This window comes from Rhodococcoides trifolii (genome assembly GCF_014635345.1).
GTDB lineage: Bacteria > Actinomycetota > Actinomycetes > Mycobacteriales > Mycobacteriaceae > Rhodococcoides > Rhodococcoides trifolii.
In genome coordinates this window covers 215,061-237,019 of record NZ_BMCU01000001.1, presented here as the reverse complement: position 1 = coordinate 237,019, position 21,959 = coordinate 215,061, and the positions used below count along the sequence as shown (strand labels likewise).

Annotated in this window: 19 protein-coding genes; 13 read left to right on the top strand and 6 right to left on the bottom strand. The window is 66.3% G+C overall.

The window, feature by feature from the left end; all coding sequences use genetic code 11:
• Positions 1-36 precede the first annotated feature (36 nt).
• The 5 genes from IEW02_RS01075 (at position 37) to IEW02_RS01055 (ending at position 5,635) form a co-directional block, all read left to right on the top strand.
• On the top strand, positions 37-1,206 hold the full coding sequence (locus IEW02_RS01075; protein WP_229745715.1) for an HpcH/HpaI aldolase/citrate lyase family protein: 1,170 nt from the start codon (positions 37-39) through the stop codon (positions 1,204-1,206).
• Positions 1,203-2,477, top strand: coding sequence for a phosphoribosyltransferase family protein (locus tag IEW02_RS01070; protein ID WP_188542866.1), 1,275 nt, complete (start codon positions 1,203-1,205; stop codon positions 2,475-2,477). Before IEW02_RS01075 ends, IEW02_RS01070 begins: the two co-directional genes overlap by 4 nt.
• The gene (locus IEW02_RS01065) at positions 2,474-3,565 is read left to right on the top strand and encodes a cysteine protease StiP family protein (protein ID WP_188542865.1); all 1,092 of its coding nucleotides are present in this window, start codon (positions 2,474-2,476) and stop codon (positions 3,563-3,565) included. Before IEW02_RS01070 ends, IEW02_RS01065 begins: the two co-directional genes overlap by 4 nt.
• 23 nt (positions 3,566-3,588) lie before the next feature.
• Entirely contained in the window at positions 3,589-4,449 is an 861-nt protein-coding gene (locus IEW02_RS01060) for an HAD family hydrolase (protein ID WP_188543920.1), read from the top strand.
• Between the two features lie 79 nt (positions 4,450-4,528).
• Positions 4,529-5,635 (top strand): GAF domain-containing protein, encoded by a 1,107-nt coding sequence (locus IEW02_RS01055; protein WP_188542864.1) that lies wholly within the window; start codon positions 4,529-4,531, stop codon positions 5,633-5,635.
• A 1-nt stretch (position 5,636) separates the two neighbouring features.
• On the opposite strand, the gene IEW02_RS01050 is transcribed toward IEW02_RS01055, so the two are convergent.
• On the bottom strand, positions 5,637-6,209 hold the full coding sequence (locus tag IEW02_RS01050; protein ID WP_188542863.1) for a GNAT family N-acetyltransferase: 573 nt from the start codon (positions 6,207-6,209) through the stop codon (positions 5,637-5,639).
• A gap of 70 nt (positions 6,210-6,279) precedes the next feature.
• On the opposite strand from IEW02_RS01050, the gene IEW02_RS01045 reads away from it, so the two are divergent.
• From IEW02_RS01045 to IEW02_RS01035, 3 genes are read left to right on the top strand one after another with little or no spacing between them, the layout of a single operon-like run.
• On the top strand, positions 6,280-7,500 hold the full coding sequence (locus IEW02_RS01045; protein ID WP_229745714.1) for a TerD family protein: 1,221 nt from the start codon (positions 6,280-6,282) through the stop codon (positions 7,498-7,500).
• 4 nt (positions 7,501-7,504) lie between these two features.
• Positions 7,505-9,073: a TerD family protein gene (locus tag IEW02_RS01040; protein WP_188542862.1), complete on the top strand. Its 1,569-nt coding sequence runs from the start codon at positions 7,505-7,507 to the stop codon at positions 9,071-9,073.
• On the top strand, positions 9,070-9,522 hold the full coding sequence (locus IEW02_RS01035; RefSeq protein WP_188542861.1) for a universal stress protein: 453 nt from the start codon (positions 9,070-9,072) through the stop codon (positions 9,520-9,522). Before IEW02_RS01040 ends, IEW02_RS01035 begins: the two co-directional genes overlap by 4 nt.
• Here IEW02_RS01035 and IEW02_RS01030 read toward each other — a convergent pair.
• From IEW02_RS01030 to IEW02_RS01020, 3 genes are all read right to left on the bottom strand, one after another.
• Entirely contained in the window at positions 9,485-10,987 is a 1,503-nt protein-coding gene (locus IEW02_RS01030; protein ID WP_188543918.1) for a glycosyltransferase family 87 protein, read from the bottom strand. The genes IEW02_RS01035 and IEW02_RS01030 overlap by 38 nt on opposite strands.
• A 120-nt stretch (positions 10,988-11,107) precedes the next feature.
• Complete coding sequence (locus tag IEW02_RS01025; protein ID WP_188543917.1) at positions 11,108-13,390, bottom strand: transglycosylase domain-containing protein; 2,283 nt, start codon at positions 13,388-13,390, stop codon at positions 11,108-11,110.
• A gap of 413 nt (positions 13,391-13,803) precedes the next feature.
• Positions 13,804-14,220: a DUF5318 domain-containing protein gene (locus IEW02_RS01020; protein WP_188542860.1), complete on the bottom strand. Its 417-nt coding sequence runs from the start codon at positions 14,218-14,220 to the stop codon at positions 13,804-13,806.
• 296 nt (positions 14,221-14,516) lie between these two features.
• Between IEW02_RS01020 and IEW02_RS01015 the strand changes: the two genes are divergently transcribed.
• Together IEW02_RS01015 and IEW02_RS01010 are read left to right on the top strand one after the other, a co-directional pair.
• Positions 14,517-15,119, top strand: coding sequence for a PadR family transcriptional regulator (locus IEW02_RS01015; protein ID WP_188542859.1), 603 nt, complete (start codon positions 14,517-14,519; stop codon positions 15,117-15,119).
• Positions 15,112-16,194 carry an inositol-3-phosphate synthase gene (locus tag IEW02_RS01010; RefSeq protein WP_188542858.1) on the top strand — a complete coding sequence of 361 codons (1,083 nt, stop codon included), beginning with the start codon at positions 15,112-15,114 and terminating at the stop codon, positions 16,192-16,194. Before IEW02_RS01015 ends, IEW02_RS01010 begins: the two co-directional genes overlap by 8 nt.
• A 78-nt stretch (positions 16,195-16,272) precedes the next feature.
• Here the strand turns inward: IEW02_RS01010 and IEW02_RS01005 are convergent, their stop codons facing one another.
• Positions 16,273-18,408: a M20/M25/M40 family metallo-hydrolase gene (locus IEW02_RS01005; RefSeq protein ID WP_188542857.1), complete on the bottom strand. Its 2,136-nt coding sequence runs from the start codon at positions 18,406-18,408 to the stop codon at positions 16,273-16,275.
• Between the two features lie 53 nt (positions 18,409-18,461).
• Between IEW02_RS01005 and IEW02_RS01000 the strand changes: the two genes are divergently transcribed.
• The 3 genes from IEW02_RS01000 to IEW02_RS00990 are packed head-to-tail and all read left to right on the top strand — an operon-like array spanning position 18,462 to position 20,605.
• Positions 18,462-19,277, top strand: a complete 816-nt coding sequence (locus IEW02_RS01000) for a DUF2786 domain-containing protein (protein WP_188542856.1) — start codon at positions 18,462-18,464, stop codon at positions 19,275-19,277.
• A gap of 39 nt (positions 19,278-19,316) precedes the next feature.
• Positions 19,317-19,829 (top strand): TIGR04338 family metallohydrolase, encoded by a 513-nt coding sequence (locus tag IEW02_RS00995; protein ID WP_188542855.1) that lies wholly within the window; start codon positions 19,317-19,319, stop codon positions 19,827-19,829.
• 14 nt (positions 19,830-19,843) lie between these two features.
• Positions 19,844-20,605: an LLM class F420-dependent oxidoreductase gene (locus IEW02_RS00990; RefSeq protein WP_188542854.1), complete on the top strand. Its 762-nt coding sequence runs from the start codon at positions 19,844-19,846 to the stop codon at positions 20,603-20,605.
• Here IEW02_RS00990 and IEW02_RS00985 read toward each other — a convergent pair whose 3' ends face one another.
• Positions 20,606-21,940: an ammonium transporter gene (locus IEW02_RS00985; RefSeq protein ID WP_188542853.1), complete on the bottom strand. Its 1,335-nt coding sequence runs from the start codon at positions 21,938-21,940 to the stop codon at positions 20,606-20,608. It lies immediately after the preceding gene.
• Between the last annotated feature and the right edge of the window lie 19 nt (positions 21,941-21,959).

Genomic DNA, 21,959 nt, shown 5'->3' with positions numbered 1-21,959 from the left:
GCCGGCCTCCGGCCTCCACGCTCGGAAAGGCGCCTCTTGCAATACTTTCGGCACCTGGAGCCAAGCGTTCACCGAACGCTCTTCCACCGTTCACCCGAGACCGTCGACACCGACGGCGATCTGGCGACGCTGGCCGTCGGACTCGGTGCGACGCTCTATGTCCCGGCTGTACGAGAGGGGCTCGTCGATACCGTGCGCAAGCGCGCTCACAGCGGAGTCGAGTCCATGGTCATCGACCTCGAGGACGCAGTTGCCGACGACGATCTCGATGCGGCGCGCACCCGCGTGGTCGCCGCACTCGACGAACTCGCCCGGTACGGCGACCTCGACATCCTGTTGTTCGTCCGCATTCGGACCGTTCTCGACATCCACATCGTGTGCGAGGGCATCACCGACGGCATCGCCGTTCTCGCCGGTTTCGTCGTCCCCAAGTTCCGCTCCGACAACGGCGGCGACGTACTCACCACAGTGGACGAACTCTCGGCGCGACTGGGCAAACGGCTGCTGGTGATGCCGGTCCTCGAGTCGGTAGAAATCCTCTTCCGCGAGACTCGCGACGCCGAGTTGTCCGCCATCCATCGCATCCTCGACGAGCACCGTGACAGAGTGCTCGCCGTGCGCATCGGCGCCACCGACATGTGCGGCGCGTTCGGCATCCGCCGCGACCGCGACCTGACCATCTACGACGTCCGTGTCGTCGCCGACACCATCGGGGCCATCGTCAATTACCTCGGCCGCACCGACGGATCGGGTTTCGTCATCACCGGACCTGTGTGGGAGTACTTCGCCGACCACGAACGCATGTTCCGTCCGATGCTGCGCGCAACACCCTTCGAGAACAACGACGCGGTGACGTTTCGCCAGAAGCTGGTCAGCCGTGACCTGGACGGTCTGCTGCGCGAAGTGGCCCTCGACCGAGCGAACGGTCTGCAGGGCAAGACCGTGATCCACCCGTCGCACGTACCGCCGGTTCATGCGCTCTCCGTCGTCACACACGAGGAGTACCAGGACGCCCTGTCGATCATCGAATCCGGCGGCGGCGGTGGAGTACTCGCGTCGGGCTACCGAAACAAGATGAACGAGCTCAAGCCCCACCGATCGTGGGCCGAGCAAACATTGGTCCGTGCCTCGGTGTTCGGCGTCACCAACGAAGGCACCACCTTTGTCGACGTGATGCAGGCTCTGGCAAAGCGACGGGCCGCATGAGCCGCATCGTCGATCGCACATTGCCCTGGGCCACCGCAGAACTGGGCCTGGTCCTCGAACACGAGTCGTCGTCGGTCGGGATGCGCGTCGGAGATCTGGTGCAGCCGGGCCTACGGAAGAATCCCCGCCGGGCACACCTGCTCGTATCGACGGTGCTGGGTAAGCACATCCCCGTCGCACCCGCTGCCGTGATCGACGCCGGTTCGCTGCTGGGTTCCCTGTGCGCACAGATACTCTGCGACGACTCCTCGAACGTAGTTGTACTCGGATTCGCCGAGACCGCAACCGGACTCGGGCACTGCGTCGCCACGCGCTTGAACGCGCGCAGCTACCTGCACTCCACTCGCCGTGTCGTTCCCGCGATACCGGTGTTCGGCGCGTTCGAAGAGGGGCACTCCCACGCCACGGACCACCGATTGCTGCCCACGTCGGCAGAGGTGTTCCCCGCGGACGCACCCCTGATCCTGGTGGACGACGAAATCTCGACGGGAACGACTGCGCTGCAGGCTATTCGCGTGATGCACAGCCATTCGCCGCGTTCGCAGTACGTGATTGCCTCCCTGGTCGACATGCGCGGGCCGGAGCACATGGCCGAACAACAGCGTGTCGCAGCCGAACTCGATGTGCACATCGACTCGGTGGCGCTGGCGTACGGCACGGTCCACCTTCCGGACCGACTGACCGATACCGTCGCCGCTCTGACCGACAGTGTCTCACCGACGCCGAACCGGACGGGACGCGTCGACCGCGTCGAACTTCCCTGGCCCGCTGACGTTCCCGACGGGGGCCGACACGGGTTTCTGCGCAGCGACACAACACGTTTCGATACTGCGGTGCGAGCAGCGGCAGATGCGCTCGAGGCCGGTCTCGATCCGGGACGCCCGGTGATCGTCGTGGGACACGAGGAATTGATGTACCTGCCTCTGAGAATTGCACAACTGCTGCAGGACAGCGGGCGACCGACGTGGTTCCAGACGACGACGCGCTCGCCCGCCTACGTTCTGGACGAACCCGGTTACCCGCTGCGTCGCGGATTCCGCTTTGCCGCTTCGGAATCGGGGGAGTCCTCACCGCGCTTCCTCTACAACGCCCTCCTGCCCAGTGTCGACGCCCAGATCGTGTTGCTGCTCGACGGCCCCGCCGATACGGACGTGGTCGACCAGGCCGGCGGCGCCGCGTCGGTTCTGGCTGCAGCCGGAGAGGACGTCGTGATCGCCGCCTTGCCGGGAGCGGACCCGTCGGCGCTGGCCCGGTCGCGAGCAGACCGATGACGGCCCCACTGCACGGCCCCGACTTCGGTTCCTACGCCGCGTCCGACGTCACGTGGTTACTGAAGGACCTGTCCTCGGTGGATCTCGAAGCGGCAACCGAGCTGCGCGAGCAGCGGATTCAGTCCGGAGAGGCGCACTACGCGGAGTCGCTTCCCATCGAGTACCAACCCGACGAGCAGTACCGCCGGCTGTTCGACAACGTCCTGGATGCGAGCGCGGATCGGTTGGCGACGGCCGTGGGGGTGGTCAGCGACCTGATCCTCGCCGAGCGCGGACCGTCGGTCGTTCTGTGTTCGCTCGCGCGGGCCGGCACACCGATCGGCATCCTGATGCGCCGCTGGGCACAGCAGGTACACGGGCTCGAGTGGCCGCACTACACCGTTTCCATCGTCCGCGACCGCGGCATCGATACCGTTGCGCTCGATTATATTACTGCACATCACGATCCGGCAGACGTCGTGTTCGTCGACGGGTGGACGGGAAAAGGTGCGATCGCACGGGAGCTGCGCGAGGCGCTGGACGGAACCGGGTTCTCTCCCGAACTCGCCGTGCTGGCCGACCCGGGACAGTGCGTGAGCACCTACGGCACACGCGACGACTTCCTGATCGCGTCGGCGTGTTTGAACTCGACGGTGTCCGGCCTGGTCTCGCGCACGGTGCTGAACGCCGATCTCATCGGCCCCGGCGAGTTCCACGGCGCGAAGTTCTATTCCGAGCTGGCCGGGGCCGACGTCTCGAATCGGCTGCTGGACACGGTATGCGCCCGGTTCGACAGTGTTCGCGACGGCGTCGGTGCAGATCTACGGACCGTGCTCGAGTCGGACCGCACCCCGACGTGGGCGGGGTGGGCGTCGGTCGAGAAGGTGCAGCAGGAGTACGGAATCTCGACCGTCAATTTCGTCAAACCCGGTGTGGGAGAGACGACTCGCGTGCTTCTGCGGCGGGTGCCGTGGCGAATCCTCGTGCGTGAGCCCGATGCTCCCGAACACGAACACATCCGGTTGCTCGCACGCGCGCGCGGCGTTCCGGTCGACGTGGACCCCGCGCTGGCCTACTCGTGCATGGGACTGATCAAGGACGTGCTGTGATCGCGACGGACTTGGACCGGACGATGATCTATTCCGCCGGCGCGATGCGGGAAGGCCGGAGGCCGGCCGGGATGTTGCGGGAAGGCCGGAAGGACGTCGACGTCGAGTGCGTGGAGTATCTGGACGGTGAACCACTCTCGTTCATGACCGCGGAGGCGGCTCGATTGCTGCGGGCACTCGCCGCGGAGACGGTGGTCGTGCCGACGACGACCAGAACGATCGAACAGTTCCGGCGAATCGACCTACCCGGCGGTCCGTGGCGATACGCCATCACGAGCAACGGCGGGAACATCCTGGTCGACGGAGAACCGGATGCGGCCTGGCGCGAACGAGTCGATGCCGACGCCGCTTCGACGGGAGCGCCGTTGCCCGAGGTGCTCGCCGAGATGCACTCCCGCTGCGATCCGTCCTGGGTGTTGAAGGAACGGACGGCAGACGATCTGTTCTGTTACCTCGTCGTTCAACTCGACGCGATGCCGGCGACCTTCGTGCCCGAGTGGTCCGAATGGTGCGCCGAACGCGGTTGGGGAGTGTCGCAGCAGGGTCGCAAGGTGTATTCCATGCCGGAGGCCGTCTGCAAGAGCAAGGCCGTCGCCGAGGTGAAGCGTCGGCTGGTCGCGGACGGTGTCATTCGTTCGAATGAACTTGTGGTTGCCGCCGGAGACGGCGCCCTGGACGCGGAGATGCTTCTGGCCGCCGATCGGGCGGCGCGACCCCGTCACGGCGAACTGGAAAGTCTTGGCTGGCAACGAGACGGGCTGTTCGTGACGCACTCGTCGGGCGGCGCGGCGGCCGAGGAACTGTTGCGCTGGATGGCAGAGCACGTCGACCGCGCGGTTCCGGCAACCCACGCGTCTTACCTGCCGGTCGATCGAACGGTTTAGGATCGGGGAGTTTTCCACGGGACGGGGGTCCGGGTGGCCATACGGCGCTCGTGCGTTTCGCTCCAGACCTGAGGTCCTCTTGTCCGACACTGTTTCTCCCGCAGGTACCGACACGGCGTCCGATCCCGTCGACAGCGTCGGCTGGCTGCTCGTCGAGACACTCGGTGCACGTGACGGGCTCGAACCCACTGTCGTCGCGGTGGGTAACCGCAAGCGAAATTTCGCCGCTCTGGGCAGGCAGACGCCGTCGAGGCACGTCTCGTCAGCCCTGCGCGACGCGGTTCGCCGGGTGGTCATCACTCGACAGCAAGTGGTGAGCCACGTGGTGCCGAAGGGGACACCGCGCACGATGACACCGCGCACGATGCTCTGCGTCCCGGTCTTCTCCGCCACCGGCGACGTGTTCGGTGTGTCGGCGTGGATCGGATCGCCCGATACCGGGCCGCCGCCACGCGAGATCGTCGGAACGTTCGAGTGGAACGCGGTCACCGGAATCACCCAGCACGGCCCCGGGCTCGAGACCGACATTCTGGGAATAGCGCGCTCCGCCGACCGCCGAACGCTGCCCGAGATCTGGAAGTACTTCACCGAGTTCGACTATCACGACGACTACACCGCCTTCGTCCAAGAGGTGCAGACCGCGAGCGCCGAATCCGGCCAGCAGTTCGGCGCGGAGATCGCCCTCACCGGCGAGGACGGCGTGGCTCGCCGCGTGCACATGACCGTGCGCTCGTCCCTCTACGGAACCGAACGCAAGATCGTCGGTCTGGTGCACGTGATCGCCGACATCGAACGACCGCCCTCCGCGTTCTCCCGCGAATTCGCCCGCGCCGCAGCCGCCGTGGCGTTGGACTCGGAGCAGGGCGTCGGGCACATGATTCTGCGGACCGGGTTGATGCTCGAATGGCTGCGTCCGCCTCCGGAACCGTTCGGGCGGTGGGCAACCGAGGTGCCCGAAATTCACCCGACCAGTGCGGAGCAATACGAGGCCGCGCGGGAATCGGTGATGCGGGGGTCTTCGGCCGGCGCCGACCTGGTGATCTACCTTCGCTTCGCCGGGGACGTCGACTGGTTGCCTGCCCACGTGATCGTGACGGCCGTCGGAAGGCCCGACCCGTCGCGAGACTCGCTGGTCTCACAGGCCATCGTCCAGGTGCGTACGTCCATCGGGATCATGGCGTGGTGACCTAGGACTGAGGACCGCGAGTCACCCAGATCATCTGATCGCCGGTCTGTCCGCGGGTGACGACGTCCACTCGATCCGTTCGGTCCAGCTCGTATCCGAGCCGACGAGGAACCGCGGCGCTACGCACGTTTCCTGCGTCGCAATGGATTTCGACCCGGTCGATGCCCTCGAGGTCGAGCGCTGCTGCGGTGAGAGCGCGAGCGGCCTCGGTGATGTAGCCGTGACCCTCCGCCTCCGCGTCCAGCCAGTATCCGAGCTCGAGCCCACCCGGTTCGATGCGGCGCGGCAGGCCGCACTTGCCGACGATCTGGTCGTCGACCACGACGACGTAGTCGTACTCGGTCCCGCAATCCCACGCGATGGCGGACGCGACGATGCGATCGTGTTGCGCGGTGGCGTCGGCTACTCCCGCCACCGCCCACGGCATGAACTCCGACAACCGGTCCAGGTTGCGCTCGATCAACGCCGCGACGGCGGCCGCATCGTCCGTCGTCTCGCGTCGCAGGACGACCTGTCCGGCCGTGATGGTTTCGGGCGGGGAGGCCGGCCGGTCGGAGTGCGGCCTTCTCGTCACGCTCGACAGTGTTGCACGGTTGCCACGTACCCTGAGGGAGTCATCGACGCCGACCGACAAGGACCCCGACGTGTCTGCACCCGCAGCCCGCCCGCTGGCCAAGGGCCAGAATGCACCGCTCGACACCAGCGAGGTCCTGATCGGTCTCACGCTCACCGCTCCGGCCGATCTGTCCGCTCTGCTCGTCACGGCGACCGGGAAGGTGCGCACGGACGCCGACTTCGTGTTCTTCAACCAGCCGACCGGCCCCGGTGTGCGCCTCGTGCCCGCGAACGGCGGCGGACCCGCGCAGCTAGCGGTGTCACTGAACAGCGTGCCGGCCGACATCGAGCAGATCCGCGCAGTCATCACCCTCGACGACGCGAGCAGCAACTTCGGCCGCTCGGCCGCCCCCACCGCCACCGTCCTGGATGCGGCTACCGGCGCCGCGCTCTACTCGTACACCGTCGACGGCCTGAGCAGTGAGTCGATCGTCATCGCCCTCGAGGTCTACCGGCGCCAGGGGTCGTGGAAGGTGCGTGCCGTCGGGCAGGGATACGCCGGCGGCTTCGCTGCCCTGGTGACCGACCACGGTGTGTCCGTCGACGATGCGCCCGCGGCGGCACCGACGCCCCCGCCCGCACCCACAGCCGCACCGACACCACCGCCCGCACCCACACCCCCTCCTGCGCCCTCCGGTCCGCCCGAGGTGAGCTTGACCAAAGCCCGTCCGGTCAGCTTGTCCAAGGGACAGAAGGTGACGCTGAAGAAGGACGGCGGTGTCGCCCTGACGGTGATCAAGATGGGCCTCGGCTGGGACCCGATCAAGAAGGCCAAGGGCGGGTTCTTCGGTAGCCGCGAGGTCGACATCGACCTCGACGCATCAGCTCTGATGTTCGCCGGTGACAAGGGAGCCGACGTCGTCTACTTCGGTCAGCTGACCTCCAAGGACGGGTCGGTCCGGCACCAGGGCGACAACCTGACGGGCGAAGGCGAGGGCGACGACGAAGTGATCCTCGTCGACCTGACCCGCGTCCCGGCGCACGTGTCGAGCGTCGTCTTCGTGGTCACGTCCTACCGCGGTCAGACGTTCGAGCAGGTGTCGAACGCGTTCACCCGCTTGGTCGACAACACGACGAACACCGAGCTCGCGCGCTTCACCCTTCAGGGCGGCATGCCGTTCACCGCGCTGGTGATGGCGAAGGTCTACCGAGCCGGCAGCGAATGGAAGCTGCAGGCAATCGGCGACGGAATTCAGGCCAAGCACGCCGGTGAAGCTTTGCCGCAACTACGTCCGTACCTGCAGTCGTAGGGCGATGACCCTTCGACTGACGCCGGGACAGAACGCCGCGCTGACCGAGCTCTCGGTGACCGCGACGGTGCGTGCGTCGTCCGTCGACGTGTGCGCCTTGCTGGTCGACGGTGACCGCCGGGTGCGGAGCGACGGGGACCTCGTGTTCTGGAACTCACCGACGGCCGCCGGTGTCCGGTTGACCGACAACGGCTCTCTCGCAGTGACTCTCGACGAGATCGAGCCGACTGTCGACGCCGTCCTCCTGATCGTGGCTGCCGACGGATCCCCATCGCTCCCTGTCGACGTCGACCTCGCGCTCACCGGCCCGTCGAACGAGGTCTTGTACGAATTCGCTCCGAACACGAACGGGCTCGGCGCATTGATCGGCCTCGAGGTGTACCGCCGCGGACACGCGTGGAAGGTGCGGGCCGTCGGGCAGGGCTTTGCGGGCGGCCTCGCCGACCTCCTGGTGGCTCACGGTGTCGAGGTCGACGATGGCGTCGAAGCGTCGCACTCACAGCATGATTCGGCACCGCTACATCATTCGGCGCCGCTGCCCGTGCCGCTGGATCGGGCACGTGTACTCGAACGCGTGTGGATGATCTTCGAGGACGCATCGCGATCGGCCGCCGCGTTCGACGCCGCCGTCGACTACGCGGACGAACGGCTCGGCGACGAACTGTCGGACCTGTCCTCCGATATCGCGGCCCGATCGTCGCCGGCCGCCGAGCAGGGCAGGGTCGACGCGCAGAACCGCCACGACGCACTGGTGGCAACCGCGCATGCCCGTCATCTCGACGACAGTCGCCAGCTGACCGACGAGATCACTACGCTCGACGGCGAGCTACCCGCCAGCGTGTCCACGTGGGGATCGGCTTCGTGGCAACAACTTTCGGACACCGATGGGTTCACCGACTGCATTCGCGTCGGTGAGGTGGCCGTGCCCTCGCGCAGCCCGTTGCGAGTTCCGCTGTGCGCAGCCTGGCCGGCCGCCAACCCGCTATGGTTCGAGGACGACACGGGGGGCGCGTCGTCGGCCTCCTCGATCACAGCGGTCCTCCTCCGGACAGCGGCCGCCGCACCGCGCGGTGCCACCGTCATCGACATTCTCGACATCGGCGGATCACTGGCCGAGACGTCCGCGCGGGTGTCTCCGATCGCGCGCACATTCACCGACCGCGCCGCCGTGACGGCTCGGCTGGACGAGCTGTCGCACACGATCGACCTGTGGCACATGGCTGTCGGAGCCGGGGAGACCCCACCTACCGTGCCGCCGCGAAGTGTGGTGGTGGTGTCGGGCTTTCCCTACGGTTTCGGTTCGGCCGAACTCGGTCGCATTGCCTTCCTTGCCGAGCGGGGCCCGTTCGCCGGCTTGTCTCTCGTCCTGATCGGTTCGGCCGACGCCGAGGACATCGACCCCCTCGCCGCCGCTCTTCTACGCAGGTCCATGCACCTTCCGATCGACGGACGATCTCCCGTTCACGACCCATGGGTCGACGGTGAGTGGTCGTTCGAACCGGATGTCGCACCGGCCGACACGACGAAAGTGGACCGGGTCGTCAGAGAACTGTCCGGGGCAGGTGAGGCATGAACGCAGAATTCGAGTACGGCACGGACGGACCGAAACTGATCATCGCCGGTATCGACGGATCCGAATCCGCTTGGAAGGCTGCGGCATACGCGGGCGGGCTGGCTCGCCGTCAGCAGTCCACTCTGGTGTTGGTGTACGTCCAACAGATCGGTGCCGCAGCGCTCTCGCAGGCGGGCGCGCTGGTGTACGAAGCGGGATCGCAGGTCGCCGACGAGTTGCTCACCTACATCCGCTCGAACGTCGAACACTACGTGCAACTCGGTCACCTACGGTGGGAGTTCCGTACCCTGCGTGGCGATCCCGCCAACGGATTGATCGCGGTCGCCGAGGAACTGCGTGCCGACGCGATCGTCGTCGGCGCCTCGCAGTCGGCCGGTCACCGGATGTTCGGCTCCGTTGCCGTTCGGCTGGTCAAGTCGGGTCGGTGGCCTGTGACCGTGGTTCCGTGACAAGTCGTTCTGGAACAGTGGGTTCCGACGCCCGCAGCCACGACGGCAGCCAGTCGGGGTAGTCGTCGGCGGCGCGGTCGAGCGGACCGCCCGACGGGTCGTCGTCGCCACTGGCCCGCACCAAATCCTCCGACGGTCGGTAGATCTGACGAATCACCAAGTAGCACAACCCGATCACCGCCAGGTCCCGCACGACGACAGCAGCGGTGAACCACTGCTCCGGGAGTCCTTTGTTCTCCACACCCAGGTAGTACATCATCCGAGGTACCCACACCAGGGCGTCGATCGTCATCCACGCCAACAGGATTCGCCGGTGCGGCAGAGCCAACACGGCCAGAGGCACCAACCACAGCGAGTACTGCGGGCTCCACACTTTGTTCGTGAGCAGGAAGCCGGCAACCAGAAGAAAGCACAGTGAGATCAGCCGCGGACGGCGAGGGGCGGTCAGGGCGACGAAAGCCACGCCCGCGCAGACCGCGACGAAAAGCAGGATCGTGACCGCGTTGAGGGCATCGGGCTTCTGACCCGGCCCGAGAGGCCCGTCGAATCCGGCCCATCCGGTGAACGATCGAACAACGTTGTAGATCGAGTCCGGGTCCGCACCACGATCGGAGTTGAGCCGGAAGAACTCGAACCAGCCGCGCGGAAAGAGAAGAGCGACAGGACCGTTCACCACGAGCCAGGCGGCGGCCGCCGCGGCTGCCGTCCGAACCCAGTCACGCACCCGGCCCGTTCGGACGCACAACACCAGCAACGGACCGAGGAACAGCAGCGGGTACAGCTTCGTGGCTCCGCCCAGCCCGAGCAACACACCGGCCAATACGGGCCTGCGTTTGGCCCACGCGAGCAGGCCGCCCGACGCGAACGCCGTCGCCAGCGCGTCGAAGTTGGTGAACGCGTGCACGATCACCAGGGGAGAGCACGCCACCATGGCTGCGTCCCAGACTCGTCTGCCCGCCAGTTTCACGCTCGCCCAGACAGTCACGAGCCAGGCGAGCGCCATTCCGAACGCGACAATGTTGAAGTAGATCGCCACCTGGATGGCCTGCGGCAGCCACGGTGCGGCGGACCAGGCTTTCGCGACCACCATGGACAGGTACTGGTACATCCCGGCAACCACCGGGTACTCCATGTAGCGACGCTGAACCGTGCCGTCGCCGGCCGTCTCCTCCCACCATTTCTTGTACGGGAAGGCACCCTCGTCGAGCCGTTCGGCCCCGTACAGCGGAACCGTGTCGGAATAACACATGGCCACGTACTGACGGTTTCCCGACCAGTCGAGGCCCACCGTGCCGTTCGGGCCGGGTGACTGCTGGATACACGCCGCCTTGCCGAACCAACCGAGCGAAAGAAAGACCAGCGCAAGCAGAATTGTCACCCGCAGCGGCGTGAAGAACCGTTGCCGACCGAGCAGAGCGTGCTTGCCGATCGGACCACCCACGACCGACGACAACTCGGCGACCATCGGATCCTCGCGGCTGGGCCGATCGCGCCACCGAGCCGACCGTCGATCCTCGGCCAGCGGACCGGGACTGGCGAGAAGAGCGCCCTGATCATTGTCGACCGGCTGCTGGCCTGTCACCGGCTAGCCGCCGGGGACGGGCGCTGCGCCCGGCGCCGCCGGCTCGGCCGGTTCCGCTGTCGACGGTTCGGCCGGTTCTGCGGGTGCGAGACCCGGGACCGGGATGGTGATGCCGGGGAAGATCTCCACCTGAGACGGTACGACCACCGGAGGCTCGAACGTCGGCACCACAGGCGCCTCCGTCGACGGCGGCGCGGACCTCGTCGTTGTTGCGGGAGCCGGTGCGGAGTAGGTCGGGACACCGGCCTGGCCCGCGATGGGCGCCGGGTTCGGGAACTGCTCGTTCGGCGTGCCCTCGAGCGCCCCGTCGACCGTGTCCTTCCAGATGTCCGACGGGATTCCCGACCCGTAGATCGGTCCGCCGTAGCTGTTCTCCAGCGGCAGACCCTGCTCGGTACCGACCCAGACCGCGGTGGACAACGACGGGGTGTACCCGACCATCCAAGCGTCCTTGTTCTCTCCGGTGTCACCGAGCTGCGCGGTTCCGGTCTTCGCCGCGGACTGCCGTCCCCCGGCCAGATTGTGGCCGTTGGAGTAGCCGGCGATGGGCTTCATTGCCGACGTGACGTTGTCCGCCACGGCGGGCGAGACCTCCTGGGTGCCGGCGTCGGCGCCTCGATCGAGAAGAACGGTCCCGTCAGCCGCGACGACCTTCTGCACGAAGTGCGGTGCGTGGTACGTGCCCGAATTGGCAAGAGTCGCATAGGCGGACGCCATGTCGAGCACCCGAGACTGGTACTGACCGAGAACGATTCCGTTGTTGGGCGGACCGCCGTCGGGCTCGACGAGGGTCTTGCCGATTCCGGGGACGTCTTCCGGTATGCCGAGCTTGTGCGCCATGTCGGCGATGGCCTGCGGGCCACCGTTCAGTGCCAACTCCAACCGGTAGAAGCTGGTGTTGAGCGAACGCTTGAGCGCCTCGGCGATGGTGCAGGTACCGCAGGACGACCCTTCCACGTTGGTGATCTCGATGCCGTTGACCGTGACGGGAGAGCTGTCGAACGTCTTGGACAACGGGATTCCCTGATCGAGCGCCGCAGCGAGCGCCATCACCTTGAACGACGACCCGGTTTGCAGACCGGCGTTCGCGAAGTCGAAGCCGGCTCCGTCGGCGCCGCCGTAGTACGACTTGACCGCACCCGTCCGCGGGTCTACGGACACCGATGCCGTGCGGAGCTCGGCCGGTTCGCCCTCCATGTTCGAGTTCACCGCATCGATAGCGGCCTGCTGCGCCTTGGGATCGATGGTGGTGGTGATCTGCAGGCCCGCGGTGTTCAGGTCCTGCTCGCTGATGCCGGATTCGGAGATCTCTCGCAGCACCTGGTTCTTGATCAGTCCGTTGGGCCCGGCGTCGGCGGCATCGCTCGACGTGGCCTGGGTCGACGGAACCCACGCGGGATATTGCATCGCCGAGCGCTGCGACTGGTCGAGCTTGCCCATCGTCACCATGCCGTCGAGCACGTAGTTCCACCGTTCGGTGGCTCCGGGGAGGTTGTTCTCCGGGTCCAAGCCGGACGGCTGCTGGATGATTGCCGCGAGAACGGCACCTTCCTCGATGGACAACTGATCGACGGGCTTGCCGAAGTAGGCGTCCGAGGCAGCAGCGATGCCGTACGCGCCGCGGCCGAAGTAGATGGTGTTCAGGTACGCCGCGAGAATGTCGTCCTTGGTCCACTGACGGGCCATCTTCGACGAGATCACCAGCTCACGCATCTTGCGGGTCAGCGATCGTTCCGACCCGACCAACGCGTTCTTCACGTACTGCTGGGTGATGGTGGAGCCGCCACCGGCGGTGTCCTTGCCGAGCACGTTGTCACGCGCGGCGCGGGCGAAGCCCGACACCGAGAATCCCGGGTTGGTGTAGAAATCGCGGTCCTCCGCCGAGAGAACGGCGTCTCGCACGTGGACAGGGATCTGATCGATCGTCACGTCGGTGCGGTTGCCTTCCGGCGGCACGACGGTACCGAGAACGGACGACCCGTCGGACGCGTACACCGTCGCCACCTGGTTGGTCTTGATGTCACCGGGACGCGGAACGTCCTCGACGACGTACGCCACCATGAACGCCAGAATCGGAACGATCAAGCCGAGGGCGATCAGCGCGTACAGCGTGCGCCGCACGACCTTCCACTTCGACTTCTTCTTCGTCTTCGTGGCCTTACCTCCTGCTGGGGGCCCGTCTGGCGGTTCGCCGCCGGACGAGTCGTACGACGAGTGGTCAGGCGGCTCCGGCGGCAGACCCGGCCCGGCAGACATCGACCGGCCACCGGCCTGCCCGGCAGACATCGACCGGCCTCCGGCCTGCCCGGCCTGCCCGTAGGCACCCGAACGGGGCGGCGCAGCGATCGGTGGCAGATAGGACGTGCGGTCGTCGTACGCGGACCGACCCCGATCGGCGTACCGGGCTTCCTCGAAACGCGGCGGCTGCTGGCCACGACGCGTTTCCGGCGGTTGATACGGCGGGCGAAACCCGGGGTCGCGGGGAGGGGGACCGTCGTACCGCGGTTGCTGACGTGGCGGAGGAGGTTGCCGGGGCGGAGGATTCTGGCGACCGGGATCGCGAGGAGGGTAGCTGTCCCCTGGCCCGTCGGGTCCGGCGTGCCGTCCCTGCGGTCGACCGTTGTCTCGGTCGTCACGCGGGCTGTCGTAGGGGGAACTCACTTACTTCTCTCCACTGGTCGTTGTTGTGTCCGGCACGCTCACTCGCTGGCGGTGCGTCGCTGTCCCGGTCGTTGCCGCGGGCGCTTGGGCGCGGGGACCGCACCCAGAACGTACGACTGTACGAGGTGATTCCAGCTGCACGTACGACACACCTCGACGTCGTGGACCGAGAATTCCTCCTGCGTTTCCGCCAGGCGCACCAATTCGTCCGCGGTGCGCGCCGACCCCGAGATGGGTCCGAGTTTCTCCCCGAACACCCAGGAAACCAGCGTGAGCTGCTCTTTTCTGCAGATGGGGCAGGCGACCGAGCTCGCGCGGCCGTGGAACTTCGCCGCGCGCAACAGGTAGGGATCGGCGTCGCAGACCTGCTTGACGCCGCGCCTGCCCGAGTAGACCTCGGCCAGCAGCGACTTACGCTGCAACGCGTAGTCCACCACCTGCCGCTGTATTCGCACGGGGACCAGAGTACGTGCGAGGCGAGAGGGGCGGGGCAATCGGATGAGGGCTGATCGCCGGCTCTACCCATTTCAGACAGCCGAGGTGCGGGTCGGACCCTGCCGTCGTGGACCCAATGTGACGTTCGGTCCATATAGGCGACCCAGTGCGCCATTGGGTCCGGCGGAGCTGACCACTCGAGTTACGTGAACTCTGAGTTACGTGTACCCCCATATATCGGGCCGATACATGTTGTGGCTATAGTCGCTGATGCATCATCCGATGTGATCCGGCGGAATCGAGGGGAGGGGAACGCGTGCTCGAACTCGCGGTTCTCGGCTTGCTCCTCGATTCACCCATGCATGGTTACGAGCTGCGCAAGCGACTGACCGGCCTCCTCGGTGCATTTCGGGCCTTCTCGTACGGTTCGCTCTATCCGACTCTGCGCAAGATGCAGGCGGACGGACAGATCGTCGAGGAGATGCCCGAGGGCACTCTGAAGCGTCGGGCACGCCGCGTGTACCAACTCACGCCTGCCGGCCGAGCTCGGTTCGCCGAGCTCGTCGCGGACACCGGTCCACAGAATTACTCGGATGACGGGTTCGGCGTTCACCTTGCCTTCTTCGGACGCACCCCCGCCGAGGCGCGGATGCGAATTCTCGAAGGCAGGCGACGTCAGGTCGAGGAGCGCCGCGAGGGGCTCCGAGACGCCATCGGCCGTGCAAGCGGGTCGCTGGACAGATACACCCGCGGATTGCATCAGCTCGGACTCGAGTCGAGCGAACGCGAAGTGCGGTGGCTCAACGAATTGATCGCTGCCGAGGCAATGGCGATCAATTCGGAGAGTTCCCCGCCCACCAAAACCGTCGAGAACTCGACGGACACCTATCGGAAAGAAGGAGAACCCGACCATGAGTGACAACAGCACTGCGGTGCGCGTGGCCATTGTGGGCGTGGGTAACTGCGCGTCGTCCCTGGTTCAGGGCGTGCAGTACTACAAGGACGCCGACGAGAACTCCACCGTTCCCGGCCTCATGCACGTCAAGTTCGGCAAGTACCACGTCCGCGACGTCGAGTTCGTCGCCGCGTTCGACGTGGACGCCAAGAAGGTCGGATTCGACCTCTCCGAAGCCATCTTCGCCAGCGAGAACAACACCATCAAGATCGCCGACGTTCCGCCGACCGATGTCAGCGTTCAGCGCGGACCGACCCTGGACGGAATCGGCAAGTACTACGCCGAAACCATCGAGCTTTCGGACGCCGAGCCGGTCGACATGGTCAAGGCGCTGAAGGACGCGAAGGTCGACGTTCTCGTCTCCTACCTTCCCGTCGGATCCGAGGAAGCGGACAAGTTCTACGCACAGGCTGCGATCGACGCCGGCGTCGCATTCGTCAACGCACTCCCCGTGTTCATCGCATCGGATCCGGTGTGGGCCAAGAAATTCGCCGATGCCGGCGTCCCCATCGTGGGCGACGACATCAAGAGCCAGGTCGGTGCCACCATCACCCACCGCGTCATGGCGAAGCTGTTCGAAGACCGCGGCGTGCAGCTCGATCGCACGATGCAGCTGAATGTCGGCGGCAACATGGACTTCCTCAACATGCTCGAGCGCACGCGCCTCGAGTCGAAGAAGATCTCCAAGACCCAAGCTGTGACATCGAACTTGCAGCGCGAGTTCAACGCCAAGGACGTCCACATCGGACCGTCGGACCATGTCGGCTGGCTCGACGACCGCAAGTGGGCCTACGTCCGCCTCGAAGGCCGCGCCTTCGGTGACGTTCCCCTGAACCTCGAGTACAAGCTCGAAGTGTGGGACTCGCCCAACTCGGCCGGTGTGATCATCGACGCCGTCCGTGCGGCAAAGATTGCGCTGGACCGCGGCATCGGTGGACCCATCGTGCCCGCGTCGGCGTACCTGATGAAGAGCCCGCCCAAGCAGATGGCCGACGACATCGCGCGCGCCGAGCTCGAAGCGTTCATCATCGACGCCTGATCCATTCCCGACTCAGGGGCACATTCGGTCGATCTACTCGACCGAGTGTGCCCCTCGGTCGTTGCGGGACAGTGGACCTCAGTCGACAGGGTTCAGCAATTGCGCCAGCACCGCCGCGTTCATGCGCAGAATCTCCACCATGAACCCGACGTCGACGTTGCCGCGAACGTCCCGCGCCGAGTGCACGTCCGTGTTCGCGCGGTCGTCACCTTCGATGGTCAGCACCGCCGGGATCTCGGCGTCGATGAACGGCACGTGGTCACTGGCGTACGGTTCCAGCGAGGTGGCCACGGCGAGAGTGGTGTATTCCCCCGCCGCCTCGACCAATGACTGGATCAAGGCCGCGGACACCGGCGCCCCCTCGATCAGCACCGACGGCTCGGCCGTGTTCAGGCGCCCGATCATGTCCATGTTGACGACGCCGATGATGCGATCACGCTCCGCGGCGGACAGGCTCGCGACGTAGGCCGTGCTGCCGTAGAGACCCTGCTCCTCACCGCCGAACAGGATCACTCTCGTGTCGTGTTCCCAGGTGCCTGTCGCGAGCACCCGAGCAAGCTCTATCAATCCTGCTGCGCCGCTGGCGTTGTCGTCGGCACCGGGCGCTGGGGAATCGGGTCCGTCCTCGTGGTTGACCGAATCGAGATGCGCCGTCACGATCACCACTCCGCGTGCGCCACCGGTGCCGGTCCGATCACCGGTCACGTTCTCGCTCAACCCGTCTCCGACGACGACCGGGTCCTGAACGACGTCGTACCCGGCGTCGATCAGCACCGCGGCAAGCTGGGCCGCGACCTGCCGGAAGCCCTCACCCGTCGACACTCGAGACGACGGCGCGAGCACGACGTCCAGCGTGTCCTCGATCCGGGATTCCGAGACAGCGTCGAGAAGTGCTGTGACGCCGCTGGTTCGACGAGTGTCGGACGGGGGTGGGCGTCGGAAGTCGGTGGCCGAGAACGGAAGCACGACGTCGGCTCGGCACGACGGCCGGTGGGTCGATGTCGCAGTGCGAAAGGCAAGTTCGAGTCGATCGTCGGTACGCGCCACCACCGACACCGTTCGTGCGTTGCCGGCGGCCGTGATCAGACGCAGGTGGTCGTCTGCGACCCAGGAGCCGGCGCGGGCGGTGCGCGCGTCACCCGCGCCGATCGACCAATCGACGAAGGACCCGTCGGGACGGAACTCGAGACCGGCTCGGCCACGGGCGCGAGGAAAGTCGTATCCCTGCGGGCGATAGACCGTGACGTCGTCGTGGTCCTCCTCGAACGAATGGGTCCAACGACCCAGCGGGGCAACAGTTTCGGTTCGACCGGCGAGCGACCGCCGAACCCCCTCGAGGCAGGCGGACATGCGCGTCACCTGACCCCTGGTGAACATGACCATGCCGGCGTCGTCGGTGTAGTCCATGTAGTTGACGAAGAGATCGCCGTTCGGCCCGTTGTTGCACGAGACGTGCGGGTAGGTCGGTCGGCCGTTGTTGGGACCGCCCTGGTTCGGGGTGTCGTCGACCTCGTCGGTGCCGCCGCACCCGTCACCGTCGTCGCCCCAGATATGGAAGAGGTTGAGCCAGTGGCCGATCTCGTGGGTCGCGGTGCGGCCGAGGTCGAACGGAGCCGACGCCGTGCCGGTCGTGCCGAACGCCGTGTCGAGGATGACGACCCCGTCGGTTTCCGCAGGCCCGCCGGGAAACTGGGCGTACCCGAGCAGACCTCCACCGAGACGGCAGACCCACAGGTTGAGGTACTTCTCGGACGGCCACGGATCCGCACCACCCGTCGACGCCGACTTGATCGCGTCGTCGGAGTCGAACTCCGCGACCCGAGTGCGGGTCCGGGTGATTCCTGTCGTCGGCTGGCCATCCGGATCTGTTGTAGCGAATGCGAATTCGACCCGAGCATCGGCGACGAGAGGACGGAACGGTTCGGGAACATTGTCGATGTCGTCGTTCGCCGCCCGGAAATCGCGGTCGAGGACGGCGAACTGACTCGCGATCTGGTCGTCGGAGATGTCCTGGTCGTCGGTGGCCGCAACCACGTGGACCACGACGTCGATTCGCACCACCTCCCGCTCCCGCGCGGGCAGTATCGCGGCCAGTGCGATCGTCTGGTTCTCGATGCGTGCCCGCTCGGCGCGATACGTCGAGGACTCGGTGAGCAGGCGCCGGTGCACGTCCATCGCGGCGCATCGGCGTTCGACCGGCGAAGGGGCTGTCATGGGGACAAAGTACCCGCGAAGACTGTCGGTGGGGCGGCGTAATCTTCGCTCCCGTGAGTTCGGACAAGATGCTGGCCCGTATCGGGGGACTGCTGCGCCAAGCCGAGTCGACGGACAACCCGCACGAGGCCGAGGCGTTCATGGAGGCCGCCCAGCGGCTGGCCACGTCGTCGGCCATCGATCTGGCCGTCGCGCGATCGCACACGGCGTCGCGAGAGAAGCGGGCAACACCCGTACAGAGGATGGTGCGGATCGGCGAGCCGGGCAAGAAGGGCTTGCGCACCTACGTGCAGCTGTTCCTGGCCATCGCGCGTGCCAACGATGTGCAATGCGACATCGCGCAGTCGTCGGCGCAGGTGTTCGCATACGGTTTCGATTCCGACATCGACACGTGCGAAGCGCTCTACGCCAGCCTGATCGTGCAGATGGTCAAGGCGTCCGATGCCTACATCAAATCCGGCGAATACCGCACTGCCACAGTCCAACGCGTCGTGGTACAGACCCGCGGTCGGCGGCGCTACCGGGTGCGTGAGGAGAAGCCGCTCGCCGGAGTGACGGCCCGGTTGGAATTCCAGCTGGCGTTCGCGGTGCGGATCGGCGAACGCCTCGGCGAGGCGAAGAAGAAGGCCGAGACCGAAGCCATCGAGGCCGCTCCCGAAGTCGGCACGGCATTGGTGTTGCGCAACAAGGAGATCGAGCTGAAAGACTTCTACTCGTCGACGTCGACGGCGCGTGGAACGTGGCGTGGGCAGTCGGCGACGGCCGGTTTCTCACACGGCGCGCGTCGGGCCGGCGATCGAGCAGGCCGGGCGGCGCGGCTCGGCGGCGAGCCCGAGTTGGGTAGAGGGTCGACGCAATTGGAGCGGTAGTTCAGGCCGCGAAAATGGTCCCTGAACTACGCTCGGCCGGTGAAGAACAGGGATTCGCAACGGTCGAAGGTGTACGAGGCCGAGCATCTCGTGCGAGTCATGTTCGATCGCGCCGACGAGCGCGGTCTACGCACCGTCGACATGCTCGGGTCGAGCGTGACGCTGCCCATCGAACGGCGATTCGCGTCGTTGGAATCCGTGCAGTCCTATGTGGACGCAGTTCTCGCCCTCGACTGGGTTCGCGGCACGTGGCCATGCGCTCGCCGATCGGTCCGAGTGCGGGAACGCTCCGGTGCGGGCGAGGCGCACTACGAGCGGGACACCCAGACCATCGCCGTTCCCTTGCACCGCGGAAACAAAGCCTGGGCGCTGCGCGAGTTGGTCGTCCTGCACGAACTCGCGCACCATCTGGAACCGGAGGAATCGGACGTCCCGGCTCACGGTGGGCAGTTCGTCGACCGATTCGTCACGTTGGTCGGCGGAATCGTGGGCGACGAAGCAGCATTCGTGCTGCGAGCTGCGATGCTCGACGCCGGTGTGGCCATCGGATAGCGCATCATGGAGCCATGACCATCAAAATCGGTGTCCAACTTCAGCCGCAGCACGCCCCCGACTATCAACTCATCCGCGACGCGGTCCTGCGAGCAGAAGACGCCGGCGTCGACATCATCTTCAACTGGGATCACTTCTACCCCCTCTACGGTGATCTCGACGGCGCCCACTTCGAGTGCTGGACCATGCTCGGTGCGTGGGCGGAGCAGACGTCCAACGTCGAGATCGGCGCACTCGTCACCGGCGGCGGATACCGCAACCCGGACCTGCTCGCCGACATGGCGCGCACCGTCGATCACATCAGTGGCGGTCGGCTGATCCTCGGCATCGGCGGTGGGTGGAACCAGAAGGACTACGACAACTTCGGCTACGAATTCGGCACCGCCGGTTCACGACTGAAGTTGCTGAACGAGAACCTCGCCCGCATCAAGCACCGCCTGTCCGTCGGCAACCCCGCCCCGACGCGTGAGATTCCGATTCTGATCGGCGGCGGCGGCGAGAAGAAGACGCTCAAGATGGTCGCGGAGTACGCACACATCTGGCACAGCTTCGCCGACCTCGACGAGCTGAAGCGCAAGTCGGGCATCCTCGCCGAGCACGGCGAGACCGTCGGGCGAGATGTCTCGGTCATCCAGAGATCCGTTGCCTGGCCGGGTGCGGAGAAGGCGCAGGACTTCGTCGACGCCGGTGCCACGTTGTTCACCGTCGGGGTGAACGGCCCGGATTACGACCTCACCGAGATGAACGACGCCATCACCTGGCGCACGCAGCAGTAGTCACTTTCCGAAGAGGCCCGAGCCGCCGCCGTGTCCCGCGACGAATTCGTACGCGGACTCGGCGTGCTCGTGCTCGTCGATGCCGTCGGTCTCGTGCTGCGGGTCGGCGCGGATACCGATGGTCACCTTGAGCACGTAGGCAATGGCCGCGGTGACGAGCAGCGAGTAGGCGAGAACCGCGAGTACGGCAACCAACTGTCGTCCGAGCTGCGCGAAGCCGCCGCCGTAGAGCAGGCCGTCGACCCCGGGCGGCATTGTGGAGCTCGCAAGAAGTCCGATCATCAAGGTGCCGACGACGCCGCCGACGAGGTGCACGCCGACCACGTCGAGGGAATCGTCGTATCCGAACCGGTACTTGAGGCCGATTGCCAAGGCGCACAGGGCTCCCGCAGCCGCACCGACGCCGAGAGCGCCGACCGGAGTCACCGCCGTGCACGACGGCGTGATCGCCACCAGACCGGCCACGACGCCCGACGCGGCGCCGAACGACGTCGCGCGACCGTCCCGAAGCTTCTCCACAGCAAGCCAGGCGACCATCGAGACGGCGCCGGCGCCCATCGTGTTGACCAACGCGACCGCAGCCACCCCGTCGGCGGCCAGCGACGAGCCGGCGTTGAAACCGAACCACCCGAACCACAGCAGACCGGCACCGATCATCACGGCAGGCAGGTTGTGCGGACGCATCGCCTCCCGCGGCCATCCGCGACGCTTCCCGAGGACGATCGCAAGAGCGAGGCCGGCGGCGCCGGCGTTGATCTCCACGGCGGTGCCGCCCGCGAAATCGATGGCCCGCAGATCGTTCACGATCCAGCCGCCGCTCGCACTGGTGACGCCGTCGTACGAGAACACCCAGTGCGCGACGGGGAAGTAGACGAGGGTCACCCAGAGGCCGGCGAAGACGACCCACGGCATGAATCGCATGCGATCTGCGACCGCTCCCGACACCAGAGCGACGGTCACCATGGCAAATCCTGCCTGGAACGCCACGAAGACCAGGGCGGGGATCGTTCCCACCAGCGGGATCTCGACCTGACCGTCGGTCCCGAGGTAGTCACCGCCGATCAAGGACGTCAACCCGGCGTACTGCAGCGGGTTGCCGATCCACCCGCCGATCACGTTGTCCCCGAACACCATCGAGTATCCGAAGAGGACCCACAGCACCCACACGACGCCGATGGCCGACAGGCTCATCATCATCATGTTGAGCACGCTCTTCACTCGGACCATGCCGCCGTAGAAGAAGGCGAGGCCCGGGGTCATCAACAGCACCATGGCTGCACTGGCGAGAACCCACGCGGTGTTGCCTGCGTCGGGCGCGCCCAGAGTGGGAAACACGCTTGGATCCATCCCTTCC